16 protein-coding genes and 1 pseudogene are annotated in these 23580 nt (G+C 68.2%); 3 read left to right on the plus strand and 14 right to left on the minus strand.

From position 1 onward, the window contains the following. Positions 1–169: 169 nt before the first annotated feature. Together HWX25_RS23295 and HWX25_RS23300 are read right to left on the minus strand one after the other, a co-directional pair. The gene (locus tag HWX25_RS23295) at positions 170–1096 is read right to left on the minus strand and encodes a VacJ family lipoprotein (RefSeq protein ID WP_175910753.1); all 927 of its coding nucleotides are present in this window, start codon (positions 1094–1096) and stop codon (positions 170–172) included. Further along, positions 1092–3723: pseudogene (locus HWX25_RS23300) on the minus strand (MMPL family transporter); the annotation flags it as partial. The gene HWX25_RS23295 and the pseudogene HWX25_RS23300, both read right to left, overlap by 5 nt. 327 nt (positions 3724–4050) lie before the next feature. On the opposite strand from HWX25_RS23300, the gene HWX25_RS23305 reads away from it, so the two are divergent. Further along, the gene (locus HWX25_RS23305) at positions 4051–4647 is read left to right on the plus strand and encodes an ABC transporter substrate-binding protein (RefSeq protein WP_175910757.1); all 597 of its coding nucleotides are present in this window, start codon (positions 4051–4053) and stop codon (positions 4645–4647) included. A 108-nt stretch (positions 4648–4755) separates the two neighbouring features. Here HWX25_RS23305 and HWX25_RS23310 read toward each other — a convergent pair whose 3' ends face one another. The 8 genes from HWX25_RS23310 to glcD form a co-directional block, all read right to left on the minus strand. Continuing rightward, the gene (locus HWX25_RS23310) at positions 4756–5400 is read right to left on the minus strand and encodes a response regulator transcription factor (RefSeq protein ID WP_059528999.1); all 645 of its coding nucleotides are present in this window, start codon (positions 5398–5400) and stop codon (positions 4756–4758) included. 31 nt (positions 5401–5431) lie between these two features. Next, entirely contained in the window at positions 5432–6811 is a 1380-nt protein-coding gene (locus HWX25_RS23315; RefSeq protein ID WP_059698177.1) for a cache domain-containing protein, read from the minus strand. Between the two features lie 130 nt (positions 6812–6941). Then, positions 6942–8504, minus strand: a complete 1563-nt coding sequence (locus tag HWX25_RS23320; protein ID WP_175910759.1) for a sensor domain-containing diguanylate cyclase — start codon at positions 8502–8504, stop codon at positions 6942–6944. Between the two features lie 548 nt (positions 8505–9052). Next, positions 9053–11227 (minus strand): malate synthase G, encoded by a 2175-nt coding sequence (locus HWX25_RS23325; protein WP_175910761.1) that lies wholly within the window; start codon positions 11225–11227, stop codon positions 9053–9055. Positions 11228–11269: 42 nt separating this feature from the next. Further along, on the minus strand, positions 11270–11674 hold the full coding sequence (locus HWX25_RS23330; RefSeq protein ID WP_175910763.1) for a heme-binding protein: 405 nt from the start codon (positions 11672–11674) through the stop codon (positions 11270–11272). A 22-nt stretch (positions 11675–11696) separates the two neighbouring features. After that, positions 11697–12917 carry a glycolate oxidase subunit GlcF gene (glcF, locus tag HWX25_RS23335; RefSeq protein WP_175910765.1) on the minus strand — a complete coding sequence of 407 codons (1221 nt, stop codon included), beginning with the start codon at positions 12915–12917 and terminating at the stop codon, positions 11697–11699. 25 nt (positions 12918–12942) lie between these two features. Next, positions 12943–14025, minus strand: a complete 1083-nt coding sequence (glcE, locus tag HWX25_RS23340; RefSeq protein ID WP_175910767.1) for a glycolate oxidase subunit GlcE — start codon at positions 14023–14025, stop codon at positions 12943–12945. Next, positions 14025–15524 (minus strand): glycolate oxidase subunit GlcD, encoded by a 1500-nt coding sequence (gene glcD, locus HWX25_RS23345; RefSeq protein WP_175910769.1) that lies wholly within the window; start codon positions 15522–15524, stop codon positions 14025–14027. The genes glcE and glcD overlap by 1 nt, the downstream gene beginning before the upstream one ends. Before the next feature lie 233 nt (positions 15525–15757). On the opposite strand from glcD, the gene glcC reads away from it, so the two are divergent. Then, the gene (glcC, locus tag HWX25_RS23350; protein WP_059604673.1) at positions 15758–16528 is read left to right on the plus strand and encodes a transcriptional regulator GlcC; all 771 of its coding nucleotides are present in this window, start codon (positions 15758–15760) and stop codon (positions 16526–16528) included. Between the two features lie 196 nt (positions 16529–16724). Further along, on the plus strand, positions 16725–18206 hold the full coding sequence (locus HWX25_RS23355; protein WP_175910771.1) for a nitronate monooxygenase: 1482 nt from the start codon (positions 16725–16727) through the stop codon (positions 18204–18206). 166 nt (positions 18207–18372) lie between these two features. Here the strand turns inward: HWX25_RS23355 and HWX25_RS23360 are convergent, their stop codons facing one another. The 4 genes from HWX25_RS23360 to HWX25_RS23375 form a co-directional block, all read right to left on the minus strand. Next, positions 18373–19224 (minus strand): carbohydrate ABC transporter permease, encoded by an 852-nt coding sequence (locus tag HWX25_RS23360; protein WP_039318652.1) that lies wholly within the window; start codon positions 19222–19224, stop codon positions 18373–18375. 26 nt (positions 19225–19250) lie between these two features. Next, on the minus strand, positions 19251–20210 hold the full coding sequence (locus tag HWX25_RS23365; protein WP_059689227.1) for a sugar ABC transporter permease: 960 nt from the start codon (positions 20208–20210) through the stop codon (positions 19251–19253). A 54-nt stretch (positions 20211–20264) separates the two neighbouring features. Next, complete coding sequence (locus HWX25_RS23370; RefSeq protein WP_175910773.1) at positions 20265–21524, minus strand: extracellular solute-binding protein; 1260 nt, start codon at positions 21522–21524, stop codon at positions 20265–20267. A 63-nt stretch (positions 21525–21587) separates the two neighbouring features. Continuing rightward, complete coding sequence (locus HWX25_RS23375) at positions 21588–23579, minus strand: beta-galactosidase (RefSeq protein WP_175910775.1); 1992 nt, start codon at positions 23577–23579, stop codon at positions 21588–21590. Position 23580: the final 1 nt, after the last annotated feature.

The raw sequence follows: 23580 nt of genomic DNA on the forward strand, positions 1-23580 counted from the left end.
AGGAGGTGTCGCGAGCACGCAGACGTGCGATGTGCTGAAGACATTCCAGTGTCCGAGCGCGATGGCGATTCAATCTGCCGGATAGCGGCCCGCGCGGGCGCTGCCGCTGAGCAGGCTGCCGGTAATTCGTGAGCGCGGGTTGGGGCGAGCGGTTTTGAGGCCGCTGGCGTTACTGCACGGCCGGACCGCTCGCGGGTACCGTCGGCATCGCTGGCGCGATCGTCGCGCCGTCGGCACCCGGATCCTCATACTGCGGCAACCCCGGCGCGGCCGGCGCATTGCCCGGTGTCGTGCCCGATGTGCCGCCCGACTCGCCCGGATCCTCGTAATTCGGCAAGCCCGGCACGGTCGGCGCGGCCGCCGGCACCGCGCCCGATTCGCCCGGCTCGGTGTAGTTCGGCGGCGCGGCCGATGCCGACTGGCCGCGATACGTCAGCGACTTGCGTTGCTGCAGATACGCATCGCGGACGAACGAGTACGGATCGAGCGCCGCCTGTTTCAGCAGATCGGTCGCGCCGAGCAGGTCCGAACGCGCGCTGATGAACTGCGCGATGTACATCGGATTGCGCGCGGCCGGCTCGATGTAGTTGAGCAGGTTGAAGCGGACGTCCACCGCGCGGCCGACGCCATCGCGGATCGTGCTCGGCCCGAACACGGGCAGCACGAGGTACGGGCCGGACGGTACGCCCCAGCGCGCCATCGTCAGCCCGAAATCCTGGTGATGCTTGGGCAGGCCGGCCGGCGTCGCGATGTCGATCAGGCCGCCGACACCGAACACCGAGTTCATCGCCACGCGCATCAGATCCTGCGTGGCATCGGTGATGCGCAACTGCAACAGGTTGTTGGCCATGTTGCCGAGATCGCCGAGGTTCGAGAAGAAGTTGCTGATCGCGGTGCGCACGGGCGTCGGCGTGACCTTCTGGTAACCCTTCGCGATCGGCACGGCGATGTTCGTGTCGACCGTGTCGTTGAACTTGTACATCGCCCGGTTCATCGGCTCGAGCGGGTCGTTGGGGTTGCGGTTCGGGCCCGTCGCGCAGCCGCTCAGCACCGCGCTGGCAGCGACGGTCGCCGCAATGATTCGCACCTTGTTCATTATTTCCTTGCGATTCGTTCTTTGGCGCGTTTGACGCGCGGTTTGCCCATCAGGACGGGCTGAAACACCACGGCGCCGATCAGGGTGCAGGTCAACGCCAGCGCGAGCAGCTTGCCCATGCTCGACGTGCCCGGATGATGCGACAGCCACAGGCTGCCAAAGGCGGTTGCGGTCGTCGCGGCGCTGAACAGCACCGCGTGCGTGAGGCTCGACTGCAGCAGGCCCGTCTGGCCCGCGCGCCACGCCATCACGAAGTACACCTTGAACGCCACGCCGACGCCGAGCATCAGCGGCAGCGCGATGATGTTCGCGAAGTTCAGCGACATGCCGAGCACGACGCACATCTCGAGCGTGACGAGCCCCGACACGAGCAACGGCACCAGCGTGCGCAGCACGTCGCCGAAGCGGCGCAGCGTGATCCACAGCAGGATCGTGATCGACAGGATCGACCACAGCGCCGCGTGCAGGAACGCGTTGATGATCGTGTCGGCCGAATGCAGGATCGAGATCGGGCCGCCGATCGCGCCCGGCTCAGCGGCCTTCACCGCCTTCGCGAAGCGGCGCAGCATCGTGTCGTCGTTCGGGTCGACGCCCTTCGGCACCTTCGGCGAAATCTGCACGAGCGCGTGACCGTCCGGCGCGATCCAGTCGCGCACGAGCTGCGGCGGCAGCGCGTCGCGCGTGATGTCCTGCGGCTGCAGCAGCGTCGCGAGCTGATTGAGCGCGATGCGCAGCGTGTCGGAGAACGCGCGTTCGGCGTGGTCGCGCGTCGCGCTGTCGGCGGCGGCGAGCTTCGCGAGCGATGCCGACAGATGCTGGGCGGCGGCCGCGCCTGGGCCCGGGTGATCTTCCGCTGCGTAGCTCAGGAGGTCCGACACGCGCTTGAGGGCGGCGACGCGCTGCGCGTCGGTCGCGGCCGGCGCGGCCGGTTGCGTCAGCGCGGGCAGCAGGTCGCTCGCGGCCGCGGCGATCGCCGCACGCTTGGCCGGCTGGTCGGCCGGCACGAAGGTCGACAGCGTCGTCGTGCGACCGACTTCCGGCAGTGCATCGAGGCGCTTCGCGGCTGCGTCGGCCTCGGCGAGCGACGGCGCGAGCAGCGTGACGTCGTTGACGGCCGCTTCGGGCGAATCCTTCAGCGCGAGCAGCGTCGCCATCGATTCGCTGTTCGGATCCTTCAGGTGCAGCGGATTGAAGTCGAAGTGCAGGAACGCGAGCAGCGGCAGCGCGCCGATCACGACCGCGAGCGTGCCGATCAGGATCGGCTTGCGATGGCGATCGAGGAAGTCGTCGACCGGCGCGAGCCACGGAAAGCCCGGCGTCTTCGATTCGCCCGGCGGCGCGAACAGGCGCAGCAACGCGGGCAGCAGCGTGAGCGTGGTCAGCAGCGCGACGAACATCCCGACGCCCGCGATCAGGCCAAGCTCGGACACGCCGCGATAGGCCGTGGGAATGAACGAGAAGAAGCTCGCCGCGACCGCCGTGGTGGCCAGCGCGAGCGGCATGCCCATCGAGTGCGCGGCGCCGATCAGCGCGTGGTCGATGCGCGGATCGCGGAAGCGTTCCTCGCGGTATTTCACGCCGTACTGGATCGAGAAGTCGACGCCGAGGCCGACGAACAGCACCATGAACGCGACCGAGATCATGTTCAGCGAACCGACCATCGCGAGGCCGAGCGCCGCGGTCACGACGAGGCCGACGAACAGCGTGACCAGCACCGAGCCGATCATCCGCTTCGAGCGCAGCGCGAGCCACAGGATCACGAGCACGGCGAGGAGCGTGAGCGCGCCGTTGAGCGCGGCGCCGTCTTCCACCGATGCGAATTCGTCGTCGGCGAGCGGTTGTTCGCCGGTCAGGCGCACGATCGCGCCGTAGCGTTGCTCGAGGCCGAGCGCTTTCGCGGTGTCGCGGATCACCTGGGTCGTTTCGGCGCCGGCCTTCAGCGCACCGTAGTTGACGACCGGCTGCACCGTGACGAACGCGCGGGCCGGCTGGCGTGCGGCATCGCTGTCGACCAGCCCGCGCCACGAGAACGCGGCGGGCTTGCCGGCCAGCACGTCGTCGACCGTCGCGGCGCTGTGCGCAAGCAGCTTCGCCATCGCGGGCAGCTTCACCTGGCCGGTCAGGAGCGGCTGGCCAAGCGTGGTGGACAGCGTGGTCGCGAGCCCGGTCAGGCTCGGGTTCTTCGCGAGTTCGTTGACGAGCGGCCGTGCGCTTGCGAGCTGCGTCGTCGTGTCCGTCACTTCCTGCGGCGACAGGAACAGCAGCCCGTTGTGCTCGAAGAACGGGCCGCCGCCGGGTTCGGCGACCTGGCCGACGCGGCCGGCGTCGGCCTGCTTCTGCAGGGCTTCGGTGAGCGTATGCGCGGCGGCGGTCGCGAATTCGGGTGCCGGGGCCTCGACCACCGCGAGGATCGTGCCGTTGCGTTGCGGGAAGGCCTTGTCGACGGCCTGGCCGAGCGCGGCCCACTGGGGTTCCGCGTCGACGAGCTTGCTGATGTCCGTGTTGATCTTGAAGTGCTGCGCGACGTAGACGCCGCTGAAGACGGCGACGACGAGCGACAGCACGACGACCCAGACGGGGCGGCGTACCGACCATGCGACGAGTCGGACGATGAGAGATGTCACCATGTGGCGGTGGGGAGGGGCTGGCAAGGACAAAACAACGAGTATACCGGCGCAACGTGGCGTCGGTCGCGACGATGGAGCGTAAAGGGGCGGGAAGGATATTTGCTCCGCGGCGCAGGAATCGGCGCGCAGCGCCCGGCGATTCGTATGGGGATACTTACATAATTGACCGGCATCGTGCCGTGGCGGGGCCTGTGACAAAAGGGGTTGAAAGGTAACAGTCGGTCACCGCGCGGCAGGCCGGCCGCCGGGCCGCTATACTTCGACCCACCGGCCAATGCCACCGATGCAATCCGCCGGCCGTTTTTTCTCATCGAGTGCGATATCCGTATGAAACGTCATCTGTTTGCTTTCGTCGCGGCGGCCGCCGTGTCGGTTTCCGCTTTCGCGCAGAGCGCGCCCGTCGACATCGTCCGCAATGCGGTCGAAGGCACCGTCAACGCGATGAAGGCCGATCCGGGTGCGCGCGGCGGCGACATGGCGAAAGTCACGCAAGTCGTCGAGCAGCGCTTCCTGCCCGCGACGAACTTCGAACGCACGACCCGCATCGCGGTCGGCGATGCCTGGAAGCAGGCGACGCCGCAACAGCAGCAGGAGCTGTACAAGCAGTTCAAGCTGCTGATGACGCGCACCTATGCCGCGTCGCTCGCGCAGCTCGGCGGCCAGGACGCGAAGTTCTCGTTCAAGGCCGGCGGCGCGTCGGGCGCCGATGCGCTGGTGCAGTCGACGGTCACGACGCCTGGCGACAGCCAGTCGGTCGGCTATCGCCTCGGCAAGGTCGGCAACGACTGGAAAATCTACGACATCGACATGTCGGGCGCGTGGCTGATCCAGGTCTACCAGGGCCAGTTCAAGGGCCAGCTCGCGTCGGGCGGCATCGACGGCCTGATCGCGTATCTGCAGAAGCACAACTCGCGGACGAACTGATCGCCGCCGGTCGGCCGGCATGTTCAGCATGCCGGCATGCATCAAGGGCGCCCTCGGGCGCCCTTTTTCGTTGCGGGTTCGGAATGACGCGGCACCCGTGTCGGGGCGCTACCGCCGCCGATGCTCGACCGCGAACTTGATCAGCTCCGCCTGCCCTTCGATCTCGAGCTTGCGCTTCAGATTGAGCCGGTGCGTTTCCACCGTGCGCACCGACAGCCCCGTCTGCTGCGCGATCTGCTTGCTCGACAGCCCCTCGGCCAGCGCATCGAGGATGTCGCGTTCGCGCGGCGTCAGGCGGTCGAGCGGCGACGCGGCCGCGCTCGCCTGGATCATCCGCGCGGCGAGCCCTTCGCTGAAGAACGTCTGCCCCGTGAGCACCGCGCCGATCGCACGCACGATCTCGCTCGCGGGCGAATCCTTCAGCAGATAGCCGCTCGCGCCGGCGCGCACGGCCTGCGTCACGTATTCGATGTTGTCGTGCATCGACAGCATCAGCACGCGAATCCCCGGAAAGCGCTCGTGGAAGACGCCGGCGAGCGTGATGCCGTTCATCCCGTTCATGCCGACGTCCATCAGCGCGAGATCGGGCTCGAGCGACGCGGCGAGCGCGAGCGCCTCGTCCGCGTTGCCGGCTTCGCCGACCACGGACAGGTCGGCCGCCTCGAGCCGCATCCGCAGGCCGTCGCGCACCAGCGGGTGATCGTCGACGAGCAGCAGTCGGGCGGCGGGCTGGACGGTATCGGGGGCGCTCATGGGCAAAGGTCTCCGGTTATGGGGCGCGTGCTCAGGCGGCGCGCAGCGGCACGCGCGCGGCCACGACGGTGTGGCCCACCTGCGACGTGATCGTCAATGTGCCGCCGAGCGCGTCGAGGCGCTCGCGCATGTTGCGCAGCCCGATGCCGCGGCGCGCATCGGTCTGCGACCGCTCGGCGTCGAAGCCGCAGCCGTTGTCGGCGATGGTCAGCGTGGCGGAATGCGCGCCGACGTCGAGCGTGACGGCCGCGCGCGACGCCTGCGCATGATGCACGATGTTGCTGAGCGCTTCCTGCGCGATCCGGAACAGCGCCGTATTGACCGGCGCAGGCAACGGCCGCGCGCCGCTGTGCGCGACCTGCGTATAGCCGATGTCGATGCCGCTTTCCGCGCCGAGCTCGCGCACGAGCTGCTCGAGCGCGGCCGCGAGGCCGAGATCGTCGAGCATCGCCGGGCGCAGCGCATGCGAGATGCGCCGCACTTCGCGCAGCGTGTCGCCGAGCCGCCCGACGCCGGACGCGAGCGCCTGCTCGGCTTCGGGCATGCGCGTCGCGCCGCGCTCGAAGCGCGCGAGCGCGGATTCGAGCATCAGCTTCGCGGACACCATCATCTGGCTGATCCCGTCATGCAGTTCGCGCGACAGCCGCTCGCGCTCCTGCTCCTGCGATTCGACGACACGCTGCGCGAGCTGCTTGAGCTTCGCGTCGGCGCTGCGCGATTCGCTGACGTTCAGCACCAGCGCGCAGACGGCGATCGCCGCCGCGCCGGTCAGCGCGATTGCGGTGAGCCAGCTCATCGTCCGCTCGATGTTCGCGGACGCGCGCGCGTCGATGCGTTGCAGCGCGGTGTCGACGTCATCGAGATAGATGCCGGTGCCGACCATCCAGCCCCAGCGTTCGAGCGCGACGACGTAGCCGAGCTTCGGCGCGGGCTTGCCCGTCGACGGTCGCTGCCACGTGTAGCGCACGTAGCCGCCGCCGTGCGACGCGGCGCCGATCAACTGCTGGATCGTCAGCGCGCCCTGCGGGTCGCGCATCGACCAGTAGTTGTGGCCGACGCGCTCGGGCTCGCGCGGGTGCATCAGCGCATTGCCGTGCAGGTCGTAGACGAAGAAATAACCGTCGGGGCCGAAATCCATCTTCTGCAGCATCGCGAGCGCCTGCGTGCGCAGCAACGCGTCGTCGCGCGCATTGCGGCCGCTCGCGTCGTACAGCGGCATGATCGCGCTCGTCGCGAGTTCGACGTAATGCTTCAGCTCGATTTCCTTGCTCGACAGGTAGGCGGCCTGGATCGTCGCGTGCTGCGTGCGCGCGAGCGACGTCGCCTGCTGGCGCACGCCGAAGCCGATGCCGGCGATCGCGAGCAGGAATGGCACGATCGCCAGGAGGAAAATCTTTGCCTTGAGTCTCATGGTGGTGTGAAGCGGGCGCGGGCCGGCCGGCGCATGTGTCTGTCGCGCGGCGGCGGCGAGCCGACATTGTCGGCGATTTCGCCCGCGGGCGATCGGAAGGCCCGGCGACGGCCTGCCGGCCTGCCGTGGCTCAGGCGCGCCGCGGCGTGCGATCGACGCTCACGGCCGTCTGCACGACGACCCGGTTGCGCCCGTGTTCCTTCGCGCGGTACAGCGCGTCGTCGGCGAGCTTCAGCGCGGCCTGGATGCTGTCGTCGCGCTCCGGATAGCAGGTCGTCACGCCAATGCTCGCGGTCAGGCAGTCGGACGAGCCCGTGGCGTGCCGGATGCCGAGATCGAGGATGCCGGTGCGGATCGCTTCGGCGATCGTCACGGCGCCGGGCGTATCGACGTCGGGCAGCACGACGACGAACTCCTCGCCGCCGTAGCGGGCCGCATAGTCGGCCGGGCGCCGCAGGCAGCCGGCGATGCAGCGGCCGACCGCGGCGAGCGCGTCGTCGCCGGCCTGGTGGCCTTGCGTGTCGTTGTAGCGCTTGAAGTGATCGACGTCGACGAACAGCAGCGACAACGCATGCTGCGAGCGTGCCGCGCGGCGCCATTCGCGCTCGAGCGTGACGTCGAGCATGCGACGGTTGTCGAGGCCGGTGAGGCCGTCGGTGCGCGCGAGCGCCTGCAGTTCGGTTTCCGCGCGGTGACGCTTGCGCAGTTGCACGTCGAGCAGCAGCGACAAGCCGACGAAGCCGAGCGCGAGCATGGCCATCGCCGAGCCGATCGGGATCGCGCGGTCGTACCACGCGGCGTAGGTGTCGGCTTCCGAGCGCGCGACCATGATGATCAGCGGCAGATTTTCGAGATGCCGGAACACGTACAGGCGGCGCACGCCGTCGATCGACGCGGTATCGGCGAAGCTGCCCTCATTCGCGGTCATGAAGTGACGGAACGTGCTGGCCTTGCTGATGTCGCGGCCGACGATCGCCGGATCGTACGGCTTGCGCGCGACCATCCGGCCGTCGGTGTTGATCAGCGCGACGGAGCCGCGATCGCCGAGCGCCAGGCGCGAGAACAGGTTCTGGAAATATTCGAGCCGGATCGACATCACGGCGACGCCGCCGAACGACCCGTCGGGCCGCGTGATCCGCCGGCTGAGCGCGATGCTCAGCGAGCCGCCGCGCAGCCGCGAATGGTACGGATCGCTGACGTACAGGCCGACGTTCGGGTGGTCGCGGTGCACCGTGAAATACGGTTCGTTGCTGAAGTTGGCCTTGCGCGGCACATCGCTCATGCCGTCGACCGCGATGTCGCCGTTCGCGTCGAGCACGTAGATGCCGCCGAGGTATTTGGCCGTCGTCGCGCGGTCGAACAGCACCTGGCGGCGCAGCGACATCGGCAGCGCGGCGACCGCGGGATCGTTCGAGCCGTCGACGACCGCCTGCAGCGACAGCGAATAGATCTCGATGTTGCGCTCGATGTCCCACGACGCCATCAGCGCGATGTTCTGCTGGGTGGTGCGCGCGCGATCGCGTGCGTCGATGCGGCCTTCGTACAGCACGATGGCGCACAGCAGCAACAGGAGCAGCGCGATCAGCAGCCCTGAATAGAAGATCAGGTGCGGCAGCAGGAACCGGCGAAATTGCGCGGCGATGCGGCCCGTCAAGCCGGATTCGCTGGGCATTGCGTAGTCGGTTTCTGCCATGGTCCGTGGATCGATGGGCATCGCCGCCAGGCGGCGGGCCGATGCGATTGTTCGTATGATTTGCCGGCGGCGATCCGGTGCGCGGTCTCCGATGCGCACGCCGCCCGATCGACCGGAGAACCGGAGCCGATCATCGATGATTGCGGTCGGATAAACCGCAAAAATCGCTCCATTCACCAGGAGGACTGGCCGCGATTCAACGATCCGACTAATCGAGCGGCGCGGATTGTTCCGAGTATAACGCGCGTATTTGTATACGCGGAGAATGTTGCGGACCGTTGATCCGGATCAAATTATCGCCGTGGCCAATACTTGCCAATCGCGCGTGGAGCGTTGCGGTGCAAGGCTTTGCGCCAGGGGCGGCGCGGCGCGCATTCCACGGTCGCCGGTTTAACAATTTTAACGGCCGGTGAAGCAGGAACTTGAAGCGGTGCGAGACGGACCGATTATCGATTTCGATGTCTGCGTGAATTCGCAGATGAAAACGGGCGGCCACGATGGCCGCCCGTTTTGCGAAACCGCATGCGGGAAAGCCCGCATGCAAGGGTTTACGCGCCGTGCTGCTGCGCCTTGTACGCGAGCCGGAACCGATGCAGCAGCGGCTCGGTATAACCGCTCGGCTGCGACGTGCCCTGCAGCGCCAGCGCGCACGCGGCCTGGAATGCCGTCGACTGGTCATAGCCGGGCGCCATCGGGCGATAGTTCGGATCGCCGGCGTTCTGCTGATCGACGACGCGCGCCATCCGCTTGAACACGTCGAGCACGAACGCCTCGGTGATCACGCCGTGGCGCAGCCAGTTCGCGATGTGCTGGCTCGAGATGCGCAGCGTCGCGCGGTCTTCCATCAGGCCGACGTCGTGGATGTCCGGCACCTTCGAGCAGCCGACACCCTGTTCGACCCAGCGCACGACGTAGCCGAGGATGCCCTGCGCGTTGTTCTCGACTTCGCTCAGGATCTCGGCCTCGCTCCACTCGGCGCGTTCGACGACCGGCACGGTCAGCAGGCCTTCGAGCAGCGCGTCGCGTTCGCTCACATACGGCGTCTTCTCGAGTTCCTGCTGGACGGCCTGCACGTCGACAAGGTGGTAGTGCAGCGCGTGCAGCGTCGCGGCGGTCGGCGACGGCACCCACGCGGTGTTCGCGCCGGCGCGCGGATGCGCAATCTTCTGCTCGAGCATCGCGTGCATCAGGTCCGGCATCGCCCACATGCCCTTGCCGATCTGCGCGCGGCCGCGCAGGCCGGCCGACAGGCCCGCGAGCACGTTGTTGCGCTCGTACGACTGGATCCACGCCGACGACTTCATGTCGCCCTTGCGGATCATCGGGCCCGCCTCCATCGCGGTGTGCATCTCGTCGCCGGTGCGATCGAGGAAGCCGGTGTTGATGAACGCGACGCGCGCGGCGGCGGCCGCGATACAGGCGGCGAGGTTCACGCTGGTGCGGCGCTCCTCGTCCATGATGCCCATCTTCAGCGTGTTGCGCGGCAGGCCGTACAGGTCCTCGATGCGCGCGAACAGCGTGTCGGCGAACGCGACTTCGACCGGGCCGTGCATCTTCGGCTTCACGATGTAGATCGAGCCCGTGCGCGAGTTGCGCTTCGCCTTCAGGTCGTGCAGCGAGCACAGCACCGTGACGACGCCGTCGAGGATGCCTTCCGGAATCTCGTTGCCGTCGCGGTCGAGCACCGCGCCGTTGGTCATCAGGTGGCCGACGTTGCGCACGAACAGCAGCGAGCGGCCGTGCAGCGTCAGCGTGCCGCCGGCCGGCGTCGTGTATTCGCGATCGGCGTTCAGGCGGCGCGTGAAGGTCTTGCCGCCCTTCGCGACTTCCTCGACCAGCGTGCCCTGCATCAGGCCGAGCCAGTTGCGATAGAGCTGGACCTTGTCGTCGGCGTCGACCGCCGCGACCGAATCCTCACAGTCGATGATCGTGCTGACCGCGGCTTCGAGCACGACGTCCTTCACGTTCGCGAGATCGGCGCGGCCGATGGGGGTCGACGCGTCGATCTGGATCTCGAGGTGCAGGCCGTTGTGCTTCAGCAGGATCGCGGACGGTGCGCCCGCCGCGCCCTGGTAGCCGACGAACTGCGCCGGCTGCGCGAGGTGCACGACGCCCTTGCCGGTTTCGACGGCGAGCTGGCCGTCCTCCACGCGATAGCGCAGTGCATCGCGGTGCGAGCCGCTCGCGAGCGGCGCCGCGTTGTCGAGCACGTTACGCGCGTAGTCGATCACGCGCTGGCCGCGCGTCGGGTTGTAGGCCGTGGTGCGTTCGGCGCCGCCGTCCTCGGGCAGCGCGTCGGTGCCGTACAGTGCGTCGTAGAGGCTGCCCCAGCGCGCGTTCGCGGCGTTCAGCGCATAGCGCGCGTTCGACAGCGGCACGACGAGCTGCGGGCCGGCCTGCGTCGCGATCTCGCTGTCGACGTTCGCGGTGGCTGCCGCAACGTTCGACGGGACCGGCACGAGGTAGCCGATCTGTTCGAGGAACGCGCGATACGCGGCATGGTCGCGCACCGGGCCGGGGTGCGCGCGATGCCACGCGTCGAGTTCCAACTGCAGGCGGTCGCGTTCCGCGAGCAGTTCGCGGTTGCGCGGTGCGAGATCGTGCACCAGGGCCGAGAAACCGCTCCAGAAGGCGGCCTTGTCGATACCGGTGCCCGGCAGTGCTTCGTTTTCAATGAACTGGCTCAGCGCTGGCGCGACTTGCAGTCCTGCTTGGTCGATCATCGTGATTCCTCCCGGGGAAAAAATCGCGCGCGGCTTGGCTGGTTATGCCGCGACGCTTTGTGTGCCGGCGCGGGCGATCTGCGCGTCCTGTTCGGACTTTACGCCAGACACGCCGATCGCGCCCGCAATGCGGCCGTTCACCGTCACCGGCACGCCGCCTTCGAGCAACCCCGTCAGCGGCACGCTCAGAAACGCCGTGCGGCCACCGTTGATCATATCCTCATACGCCTTGGTCTCGCGACGGCCGAGCGCCGCCGCGCGCGCCTTGTCCTGCGCGATGCAGGCGCTGGCCGCCGATGCACCGTCGAGGCGCGCGAACGCGAGCAGGTGCCCGCCGTCGTCGACGACGGCGATCGACACGGCCCAGCCATGACGCTCGGCCTCCGCGCGGGCGGCGGCGAGCATGCGGTCGACGTCGGCGAGTTCGAGTTCGGGCTTCGTTTTCATGGCGTTCCTCCGGAATCAGCGGTCAGTTGACGAGTCGGTTGTCGACGAGCTCGATCCAGTGGCGCACGCGCGTGCGGCCCGCGCCGTTCAGGTGAGTCTGGCAGCCGATGTTGGCCGTGACAATCAGGTCCGGCCGCGCGGCTTCGAGTGCGTCGAGCTTGTTGTCGCGCAGTCTGGTGGCGAGTTCGGGCTGCGTCAGCGCGTAGGTGCCGGCGGAGCCGCAGCACAGATGGCTGTCGGCGACATTCGTCAGATCGAAGCCGAGCCGCGTCAGGATGCTTTCCACCGCGCCGCCGAGCCGCTGCGCGTGCTGCAGCGTGCACGGGCAATGAACCGCGACGCGGCGCTGCGTCGCATCGGCCAGCGCGTCGAGCGGCTCGGCCGCGACGACTTCCGCGAGATCGCGCGCGAGTGCGCTGACGCGCCGCGCCTTGTCGGCATAGACGGGGTCGGAGCGCAACAGGTCGCCGTATTCCTTCACGAACGCGCCGCAGCCGCTCGCCGTCAGCACGATCGCTTCCGCGCCGGCCTCGATCGCGGGCCACCACGCGTCGATGTTGCGGCGTGCGCGTGCGAGCCCGGCCTCCTGCGCGTTCAGGTGATATTCGGTCGCGCCGCAGCAGCCGGCCTCGCGCGCGGGCGTCACGCCGATGCCGAGCCGGTCGAGCACGCGCGCGGCGGCCGCGTTCGTGTTCGGCGACAGCGAAGGCTGCACGCAGCCTTCCAGCATCAGCACGCGCCGGGCATGGCGCACAGGCGGGCGCGGCGTGGCGGCGGGCACGGCGGCCGGGATCTTGTCCTGCAGCGTGCCGGGCAGCAGCGGGCGCAGCGCGCGGCCGGCCTTCAGCAGCGCGGCGAAGGTCGCCGGCCGCGGCACGACGTGGCGCAGGCCGGCGCGCAGCAGGCGCTCGCGCGCCGGACGCCGCGCGCGCTTCTCGGCTTCCGCGCGGCCGATGTCGAGCAGCGTGTGATAGCGCACGCCGGACGGACAGGTCGTCTCGCAGTTGCGGCAGGTCAGGCAGCGGTCGAGATGCTGCTGCGTGCGCTCGCCGCACGGTTCGCCCTCGAGCATTTGCTTGATCAGGTAGATGCGTCCGCGCGGCCCGTCGAGCTCGTTGCCGAGCACCTGGTAGGTCGGGCAGGTCGCATTGCAGAAGCCGCAGTGCACGCACGCGCGCAGGATCGCTTCCGCTTCGTCGGCCCGGTCGAGGGCCTTGCTGGCTTCGCTGAGATTGGTTTGCATCGGCGGTTCGAAGTCGGGTTGGCGTTCAGACGTCCGCGTACAGGCGGCCGGGATTGAAAATCGCATGCGGATCCAGCTGCGCCTTCAGCTGGCGATGCACGCGCAGCAGCGCGGGCGGCAGCGGCTGGAACGGCTCGGACGTCGTGCCGGGCGTGAAGCAGGTCGCGTGGCCGCCCCACTGCGCGGCGAACCGCTGCACGTCGGCCGGTGCGGCGTCGGTTTTCAGCCAGCGCTGCGCGCCACCCCAGTCGACGAGCAGCGCGCCGGCGAGCGAATCGAGCGGCGCGGCGGCTGGCACCGACACGCGCCACAGCGGGCGCGGATCGTCGAAGAATGGCAGCGACAGGTCGCGCAGCCGTGCCCAGAACCCGTCGTCGCGATCGTCCATGCGCGCGCCGCCGATCGTGTCGCGCGCGGCCTTCACCGAGCCCTCGCCGCCTTCGAGGCGCACCCGCAGCACGCCGTCCGCGTGGCAGGCGCCCGCCAGCGGCAGCCCCGCGCGACGCCATTCGGCGACGCGCTGCACGGCTTCGGCGGCGGCGAGCGGCAACGCGAGATCGCCGGTCGCGCGCGGCTTCGGCAGCACCTTCAGCGACACCTCCGTCACGACGCCGAGACAGCCGAAGCTGCCCGCAAGCAGCCGCGACACGTCATAGCCCGCGACGTTCTTCATCACCTCGCCGCCGAAGCGCAGATGTTTCGCGTGGCCGGTGATCACGCGGCAGCCGAGCACGAAGTCGCGCACCGCGCCCGCCCACGGGCGGCGCGGCCCCGACAGCGCGGCCGCGAACATCCCGCCGACGGTGGCCGAGCCGCCGAACGTCGGCGGCTCGCACGGCAGCATCTGGCCGGCCGCGTCGAGCATCGCGTCGAGTTCGGCGAGCGGCGTGCCCGCGCGCGCAGTGATGACGAGTTCGGTCGGGTCGTACGCGACGATGCCGCGATGCGTGCGCACGTCGAGCGTGCGGCCTTCGACGGCGCGGCCGACGAACGCCTTCGTGCCCGCGCCGCGAATGTGCACTGGCTGGCGATCGTGGATCGCGGCGTCGACCTGCGCGACGAGCGCTGCGCTGTCGTCGATCGATTCGGGTTCGCGTTCGCGTCGCATCAAAAGCGCTCCAGTTCGGGAAACGGCAGCTTGCCGTGATGGACGTGCATCGCGCCGAATTCGGCGCAGCGATGCAGCGTCGGAATGTTCTTGCCGGGATTGAGCAGGCGCCGCGGATCGAACGCGGCCTTCACCGCGTGGAAGAACGTGATTTCGTCGGCGTTGAACTGCACGCACATCTGGTTGATCTTCTCGCGCCCGACGCCGTGTTCGCCGGTGATGCTGCCGCCCACCGCGACGCACAGCTCGAGGATCCTGCCGCCGAGCGCCTCCGCGCGGTCGAGCTCGCCGGGACGGTTCGCGTCGAACAGGATCAGCGGATGCATGTTGCCGTCGCCCGCATGGAACACGTTCGCGACCGGCAGCGCATATTCGGCGGATAGCGAGGCGATCCCTTCGAGCACGCGCGGCAGTTCGCGGCGCGGGATCGTGCCGTCCATGCAGTAATAGTCGGGCGACATGCGGCCGACCGCCGGGAACGCGTTCTTGCGGCCGGCCCAGAAACGCTGACGCTCCGCTTCGTCGCGCGCGACGCGGATTTCCGACGCGCCGGCGTCGCGCAGCAGCGCGGCGACGCGTTCGGTGTCTTCGTCGACGTCGGTTGCCGCGCCGTCGAGTTCGCACAGCAGGATCGCCTGCGCGTCGACCGGATAGCCCGCGTGGATGAAGTCTTCGGCCGCACGGATCGCGAGGTTGTCCATCATCTCGAGCCCGCCGGGAATCACGCCCGCGCCGATGATCCGCGCGACCGCCGCGCCGGCTTCGGCGACGTCGTCGAAGCTCGCCATCAGCACCTTCACGCTCGGCGGCAACGGCAGCAGCTTCACCGTCACCTCGGTGACGATGCCGAGCATCCCCTCCGAGCCGGTGAACAGCGCGAGCAGGTCGAAGCCGGGGGCGTCGAGCGCGTCGGCGCCGAGCGTCAGCGTGTCGCCGTCGATCGTCAGGATCTCGACTTTCAGGATGTTGTGCACCGTCAGCCCGTATTTGAGGCAGTGCACGCCGCCCGCGTTTTCGGCGACGTTGCCGCCGATCGAGCATGCGATCTGCGACGACGGATCGGGCGCGTAGTAGAGGCCGTGCGGGGCCGCGGCCTGCGAGATCGCGAGGTTGCGCACGCCGGGCTGCACGCGCGCGATGCCGGCATCGGCGTCGATCCCGAGAATCCGGTTGAACTTCGACATGACGAGCAGGATGCCCTTTTCGAGCGGCATCGCGCCGCCCGACAGGCCCGTGCCCGCGCCGCGCGCGACGACCGGCACGCCGTGCGCGGCCGCGACGCGCAGCACCGCGCGCACCTGCTCGACCGTGTCGGGCAGCACGACCGCGAGCGGCACCGTGCGGTACGCGGCGAGGCCGTCGCATTCGAACGGCTTCAGCGCCTCGCGTTCGTGCAGCACGTCGAGGCCGGGCGCCGCCGCGTCGAGCGCGGCGACGAGCGTGTCGCGGTCGACGGTCGCCAGCGGGCCGTCGATGCGTTCGTCGTAGGTGAAACTCATCGTGTGTCTCCCGTCTCCACCCTCTTCACCATGCAGGCGGCCGCGGGATGCGCGGCGCGCCGGATGGACCGCATTCTTGGCGGGAGGCCGGCACGTGTCCAGACGTTGCTGGCGTGGTCATACCAGTTTTTCGAGGCGTGCCTTTCGTGAGGACTCGATCAAGACATAAAACCCAATCCACACAAGGGTTTGTGAGAAAATCGACAACATTCGCCAGAAGTGGTCATACCAGTATGGAAAAGCAGGATCGACAAGCACCGGCGCGCAATGTCGCCGACGTCGTCGCGGAGCGGATCGAGCAGTTGATCGTCGATGGCGTGCTGAAGGCCGGGCAAGCGCTGCCGTCCGAGCGGCGGCTCACCGAGAAGCTCGGCGTGTCGCGCACGGCCGTGCGCGAAGGGATGAAGCTGCTGCGCGCGCGCGGGATCATCGACACGACGCACGGCAAGGGGTCGTTCGTCGCGAGCCTGACCCCGCAGCGCGAAGTCTCGCCGATGATGCATCTGCTCGGCTCGCAGCCGCGCACGCTGTACGACCTGTTCGAAGTGCGCGGGATGCTCGAGACCGAAGCCGCGCGGCTCGCCGCGCTGCGCGGCACGCCCGCCGACTTCATCCTGATCAAGCGCCGATACGAGGAAATGACCGCGGCCGACGCGCAGGATCTCGATCCGGCCGCGCGCGCGAAGCTCGACCATGCGTTCCATCTCGCGATCTGCGAGGCGTCGCACAATCCGGTGCTCGTCAACACGCTGCAATCGCTGACCGATCTGCTGCTCAGTTCCGTGTTCGCGTCGGTGAACAATCTCTATCACCGCGAGCCGCTGAAGAAGCAGATCGACCGCCAGCACGCGCGGCTCTACAACGCGGTGACCGGGCGGCTGCCCGACCAGGCGCGCAAGGCCGCGAGCGAGCATATCCGGCAGTGCGTCGATTATCTGCGCGAGATCGAAGCGGAGGAGCAGCGGCTCGTGCGCTCGACGCTGCGCCTCGAAGGGTGGACCTGAGCCGCTTGACCCGGCGTGGCCGTGGGCGCCGTGACGTGTATCAGGAATATCGCGCTGACCCTGCGGCCTGACGGTCGAATATGTCACAACCTGATGCATTCGATGCGTGGCCCGACACGACCCGTTTCGCCCTGGCGCGACACGCGCCTTCGCGGTTGACCGTGACGCGCCGCCAATCCTTGAAGGAGGACGCTGCATGTCGATTCCGATGCATGGCGACGGGGCCGAGGCTCGCGCCGTCCAGATCCTGCATCGCCCCGTCTGCGACCTGCTCGGCTGTGCATGGCCGATCGTGCTTGCGGGCATGGGCGGCGTCGCGCGGGCGGAGCTCGCGAGTGCGGTGAGCGCCGCCGGCGGGTTTGGTTTTCTCGGGATGGTGCGCGAGCCGGTCGCGTTGATCCGGCGCGAGGTCGAACAGGTGCGCGCGGCCACCGAGCGGCCATTCGGCGTCAACCTGATTCCCGCCTCGACACCGCCCGAGTTGCTCGATGCGCAGATCGATGCGTGTATCGAACTGCGTGTGCCGGCCGTTGCGTTGTTCTGGGACGTGATGCCGGCCGTCGTGCGGCGTCTGCGCGATGCGGGCGTGCGGGTGGTTCATCAGGTGGGCTCGCTCGACGATGCGCGCGCGGCCGAGGCGGCCGGGGCGCAGGCGCTGATCGCACAGGGGCGCGAGGCTGGCGGCCACGTGCGTGGTGATCGGCCGTTGGCCGAATTGCTGCCTGAAGTGATTCGCGCGACGCGGTTGCCGGTGCTCGCGGCGGGCGGGATCGTCGACGGCGCCGACGTGGCCGCCGCGATGGCGCTCGGCGCGCAGGGGGCGGTGATGGGTACGGCGTTTATCGCGACGCACGAATCATTCGCGCATGCGTATCACCAGCAGCGGATCGTCGATGCGCGTGAAGGCGACACGTTGTTGACCGACATCTTTCACATCAACTGGCCGCGCGGTGCGCGGGTTCGTGTGCTGCCGTCGAGCGTGACGCGTGGCGAGCGCGGTGATCCGTTCAACGACGAGCGCGTCGTGATCGGTGACGAGGAGGGGCGGCCGATTTATCTGTTCAGTACAGACTCGCCGTTGCGTACGATGACCGGCGATGTCGAGGCGATGGCGTTGTATGCGGGCACGGGGGCCGGGCGAATTCGAGCGATCGAATCGGCCGGCGACGTGCTGCGCCGGATCGTGCGCGACGCGGCGGCGATCGTCGAGAAAGGTGCGGCGGTCTCACCGACGGGCGAGGTGAATGAGGACCGCACGGCATTGCTCGCGGCGCTCGACGAATTGCTGGAGGCGGAGCGCGCGGGTGCACGCGTTGCGTCGGAGACGGCGGCCGAGGTCAATGACGATCCCGAACTCCATCGGCTGATCGCGCATATCCGACAGGACGAGGCGCATTGGTGCAGCGTGCTGGTCGATGCGATACGCACGCTCGGCGCGACACCGACGCGCGCGACCGGCGCGTTCCATGAAAAGGCGATGGCGATCGATGATCTGGCCGAGCGGATGGCGTTTTTGAATCGCGGACAGCGGTGGGTCGTGCGCAAGCTGCAAGCGCTGCTGCCGACGCTCGCCGATCCGGATATTCATCACGCGCTGTCGTTGATGCTGGTCGCGCACGAGAAGAATATCGGCGCGGTGGATGCGCGGTTGAGGGAGAAAGGGGCGGGGAGCGTTTAGGTAGGGCGTATCCGCGCAGGTTCTTTGGGGATTGCCGAGGTGGGTATGGTCTATTTGGCCCTGACGTGAACACAGGCCCCATCAGAACAAAAAAGCCCGCCGAAGCGGGCAATCCTCTCGATGAAGAGGGGGAGATCCGAATTCGCGATCGGCGGTCAGGGCGAATTCAACCTTTGGTTGCCCCGAACGTCAGCCCCGCGACGAAATGTTTCTGCATCGCGAAGAACATCGCGACCGACGGCAACGCGGCGAGAATCGACCCGGCCGAGACGAGGTTCCACGATGTCGTCCATTGTCCCTTCAGCGCTGCCACCCCCGCGGTGATCGGCGCGGCCTCGTCGCCTTGCGTGAGACACAGCGCCCAGAAGTAGTCGTTCCAGACGAACGTGAACACGAGAATCGCAAGCGCCGCCAACGCCGGACGGATCAACGGCAACACGATCCGCCAGAACACCGTCCATTCGCCGGCGCCTTCGATCCGCGCCGCCTCGATCAGCTCGAACGGCAACTGCTTGATGAAATTCCGCAGAAACAGCGTACAGAACCCCGTCTGGAACGCGACGTGAAAGAGAATCAACGCCTCGACCGTATTGAATACCCCGAGCCTGAGCGACAAATCCCGCACGGGAATCATCAACACCTGCACCGGCACGAAATTCCCCGCGACGAACGTCCCGAACAACGCGGCATTCCCGCGAAACCGGTAAGTCGCCAGCGCGAACCCGGCCATCGCGGCAAGCGCGATCGACCCGAGCACCGACGGCACCGTGATCTGCACGCTGTTCCAGAAGTAATGCAGCATCGGCGACGTGGTCAGCGCGTCGCGATAGTTCTCGATCATCGAGAAGTGTCGCGGCCAGCCCCAGTAGTGGCCTTCGACCAGTTCCTCGGTCGAGCGCACCGACGTGACGAACACCGCGATCATCGGCAGCAGCCAGATCACCAGCGCGACGGGCAGCGACAGCTTGTACAGCCGGCGCGATACCGGCTTCCAGTGGGCAACGGGTGTCGGAAACATGATGAAGGCATCCCCGGAAGGTCAGGTCACTGCTCGTTGCGCAGCATGCGGCGCAACTGGAACACGATGTAGACGAGCATGATCGCGAACAGCACGACCGCGATCGCCGCGGAATAGCCGAGCCGGTAGTACTTGATCGCCTGGTCGTACATGTAATACGCGAGCACGGTCGAGCTTTCGAACGGGCCGCCGCCCGTCATGACCGAAATCAGGTCGAAGCTGCGCAGTGCGCCGATCACCGTGACGACGATCGCCATGAACGTGGTCGGCCGCAACTGCGGCAGAACGACGTGCCACAGCAGCGCGAAGCCGCGCGCGCCTTCCATCCGCGCCGCTTCGATCTGTTCCGGGTTCACCGACGTGAGGCCGGTGAGGTACAGGATCATGCAGTACGCGGTCTGCGGCCACAGCGCGGCGAACACGATGCCGAACGTCGCGTAGCGCGCATCGCCGAGCACCGGGATGCCGTGTCCGGCGATCAGCGCGAGCAGCCCGAAGGTCGGATCGTAGAACCACGAGAAGATCAGGCCGACGACCACGCCCGACAACACGAACGGCGCGAAGAACAGCGACTTCACGAGCCGGATGCCGGCGACCGCCTGGTTCAGGTACAGCGCGAGCGCGAGGCCGAGCGGCGGCGCGAGCATGAACAGCGCGAGCCAGATCACGTTGTTGCGCAGCGCGGTGTAGAACGTCGGTGCGTGCAGCAGCTCGGCGTAGTTCGCGAGACCGACGAACGTGCGCTCGGTCATCCCGTCCCAGTTGCAGAGGCTCAGCCACAGCGTCGACAGGATCGGCCAGATCACATAGACGGCAACCATTGCGCACGCGGGCGCGAGAAAGAGCCACGCGGCGCGCTGTTGCCGCCGCACGGCCGGCGACGGGCGACGCGCGCGCAGTGCGGCGGGCGACCTGCCGGCCGGCGGCGCGGCGGCGGCCGGTGCGGCAGGCGTTTCGACGGGTCTGGACGTGATCGGACTGGACACGGCAAGCCTCCTGGACGGACGCGGCGGCACGGGGCCGCCGCAGGGGTCACGCGGTTACTTCTTGTAGATCCGCTTGCGGGTCTGCTCGAGTTGCGCGAGCACGGTATCGAGCTGCGCGGGATTCGCGAGGAACTGCTGCATCCCCTTCATCCCTTCGTCGGCCATTTCCTTCGTCATGTCGCGGTCGTAGAACTGCGCGACGCCGCCCCGGGTATCGGCGAGGATCCGGAAGCCGATCCGCGAGATCGGATCGGCCGGTTCCGGCGACTTGCTGTTGGCCGACAGCGAGCCGAGCCCTTCCGCGAGCTTCGCGCCCATCTCGGGCGTTTCGACGAACGCGAGGAACGTATGCGCGTCGGCCTTGTTCTTCGCCTTGGTCGGGATGTGCAGCGATTCGACCGGGCCGTCCTCGGCGGTCGGCACCTTCGGGTCGATGATCGGGAAGCGGTAATAGCCCATTTCCTGCTTCACGTTCGGCGGAAAGCCCGCGGCGATGAAGGTACCCATCAGCATCATCGCGGCCTTGCCCTGGAACAGGAACGGCTGCGCGCCGTCGAGATCGTAGGACAGCGCGTTGTCGATGAAGTAGCCCGAATCGATTAGCGATTTCCACGTCGTGTAGACCTTCTTCACGCGCGGGTCGGTGTACGGCACGTCGCCGGCCATCAGTTGCTGGTGGAACGCATTGCCGTTCAGGCGCAGGTCGAGATAGTCGAACCAGCCGGCGAGCGTCCACGCGTCGCGGCCGCCGACCGCGACCGGCGTGATGCCGGCTGCCTTCAGCTTCTTGCATGCGTCGAGGAATTGGTCCCAGGTCTTCGGCTCGTCCGCGATGCCGACCTTGCGGAACAGGTCCTTGCGATAGAACAGCCCCCACGAGTAATAGACGGTCGGCGCCGCGTACTGCTTGCCGTTGTACGACGATGCGTCGCGCGTCGACGCGTACATCGCGCCCCAGCCGTTCTTCGCCCAGTCGCCGCTCAGGTCCTCGAACAGCCCGCGCTTCGCGTAGTACGCCATCCGCTCGCCCGCGTGCCAGTTCACGACGTCGGGTGCGACGGTCGTGAGCCATGCGGGGAGCTGCACCTTATACGCTTCCTCGTCGACGAAGGTGGGCTTCACGTCGATGTCGGGATGGGCCTTGTGGAACGCCTCGAGCGTCGACTGCCAGACCGCGCGCTGGCTGGCGCCCTTGAACGCGATGTTGATCGTCAGCGTGCCCGCGTCGGCCGGCGCCGTGGCGCCGAACGAAGCGAACGCGATGGCGGCGGCGGTCGCAAGCCGGGCGGCGACGCGAAGGGGGCGATGTGTCATGTATGTCTCCATTCCTGTGTGTCGTTGTGCTTGACCGGCGCGTCGCGGCGCCGGGGGCGGTTGCTACGAACGGCTTCGGTACACGGCGACGCCTTGCGGCTCGACCTGCGCGGCGCCGACCACGAACGCGGACGGCGGCACCGCATCGATCGTGTGCGGCGTGCTGCCGTAGTTGAATACGTAGGTCAGGCCGCCGCGCCGGCTTACGCGCACGCCGTCGCCGAGCGGCGACGGTGTCAGGCCGGCTTCGGCCGCGACGTCGGCGAACAGGCGCGCGGTGGTCGCATCGTCGAACAGCGCGGCCCAGTAATGCAGCGTGCCGTGCGACACGCAGGCCGGATGACCGTCGGCGAAGCGTGCACGCACGACGCTGCGTGCGTCGTCGTGCAGCTCGACGAGGTCGCGCCAGTGGCGTGCGTCGCCGTTGAGCGGCGAGCCGTCGCGCAGCGTGCCGTCGATCCGCTCGGTCACGTTCGGCCGCAGCGATTCGACGCGCCACACGCGCATCGGCAGGATCGAGGCGAGCGGGCCGGGCGGCAGCGTCCGCGGAATCTGCAGGTCGATGGTCTTCGAACCGGTGCGCGGCCCGAACACCGCATGCGCGCCCGATGCGGCGAGCCGCGCCGCGAAGTCGTCCGGCACGATCGGCAGCGGCGGCACGACGACGAGCCGGTAGCCGTCGAGCGGCGCACGCGCGGAAATGATGTCGACGTCGAGGCCGAGCGAACGCAGCGCCGAGTAGTACTCGAACGCGAAGCGCGGGTAGTGGAAATCGGCGCCTTGCGGCTGCACGTCGAACAGCCACTTCGCTTCGTAGTCGAACACGAGCGCGACGGGCGCACGCACGGCGCCGTTCGCGTCGGCATCGGCGCCGGCGTCGATCACGGCGGCAATCTCGTGCGCGACGCGCTGTGCTTCGCGGCCGCCCTCGTCGAGTCGATCGTCCGGCGTATGCAGGCCCGCATGCATCTGCTCCTGCGCGAACGGCGCCTGCCGCCAGCGGAAGTACGACACGCAGCCGGCGCCGTGCGCGAACGCTTCCCAGCTCCACAGGCGCACCATGCCCGGCAGCGGCGCGGGGTTCCAATGTGCCCAGTTCACGGGCCCCGGCTGCTGCTCCATCACCCAGAACGGCAGCTTCGACATGCCGCGATAGAGGTCGTGATTGAACGACGCGAAATCCGGATGGCCGGTGCGCAGCCAGCGCGCCTTCACGTCGGGCGCGAACCATTGCTCCTCGAGCGCGCCGAGCGGATAGCTGTCCCACGTCGCGACGTCGAGGTCGCGCGCGACCTCGTAGTGATCGAACTCGGTGAAGAGCTGCATGAAATTGTGCGCGACGGGGCGGCCCGGCGAATGGGCGCGGATCACGTCGACCTGCATCCGGTGATAGCGTGCGACTTCGTCCGACGCGAAGCGCCGATAGTCGAGGCGGTGCGACGGATGCGCTTCGGTCACGGTGCCGACCGGCGCGTCGACTTCGTCGAAATGCCGATACTCCATGCTCCAGAACACGGTGCCCCACGCGCGGTTCAGCGCATCGATCGTGCCGTAGCGCGCCTGCAGCCATGCGCGAAAACGCACGAGCGCGGCGGGCGAGTAGCTGACGACCGTCTGATGGCAACCGAGCTCGTTGTCGGTCTGCCAGTAGCGCACGGCGGGGTGGTGGCCGTAGCGTTCGGCGACCGCCGTGCAGATGCGGCGCGACGCGTCGAGATAGGTCGGCGACGAGAAGTCGTAGTGGCGGCGCGAACCGAACGTGCGCGGCCGTCCGTCCGCGCCGATCGCGAGGATGTCGGGGTGACGGTCGACGAGCCACTTCGGCGGCGTCGCGGTGGGCGTGCACATCACGATCTCGAGACCGGCCGCACCGAGCACGTCGACCGCGCGGTCGAGCCAGCCCCAGTCGTATTCGCCCGGCGACGGCTCGATGCGGCTCCACGCGAATTCGGCGATCCGCACCTGCGCGATGCCGAGCGCCTTCATCCGGCGGGCGTCGTCGGCCCACATCGATTCCGGCCAGTGTTCCGGGTAGTAACAGACTCCGAGGCGCATG

The sequence above is a fragment of the Burkholderia sp. BCC1640 genome (assembly GCF_902833125.1).
Classification (GTDB): domain Bacteria; phylum Pseudomonadota; class Gammaproteobacteria; order Burkholderiales; family Burkholderiaceae; genus Burkholderia; species Burkholderia diffusa.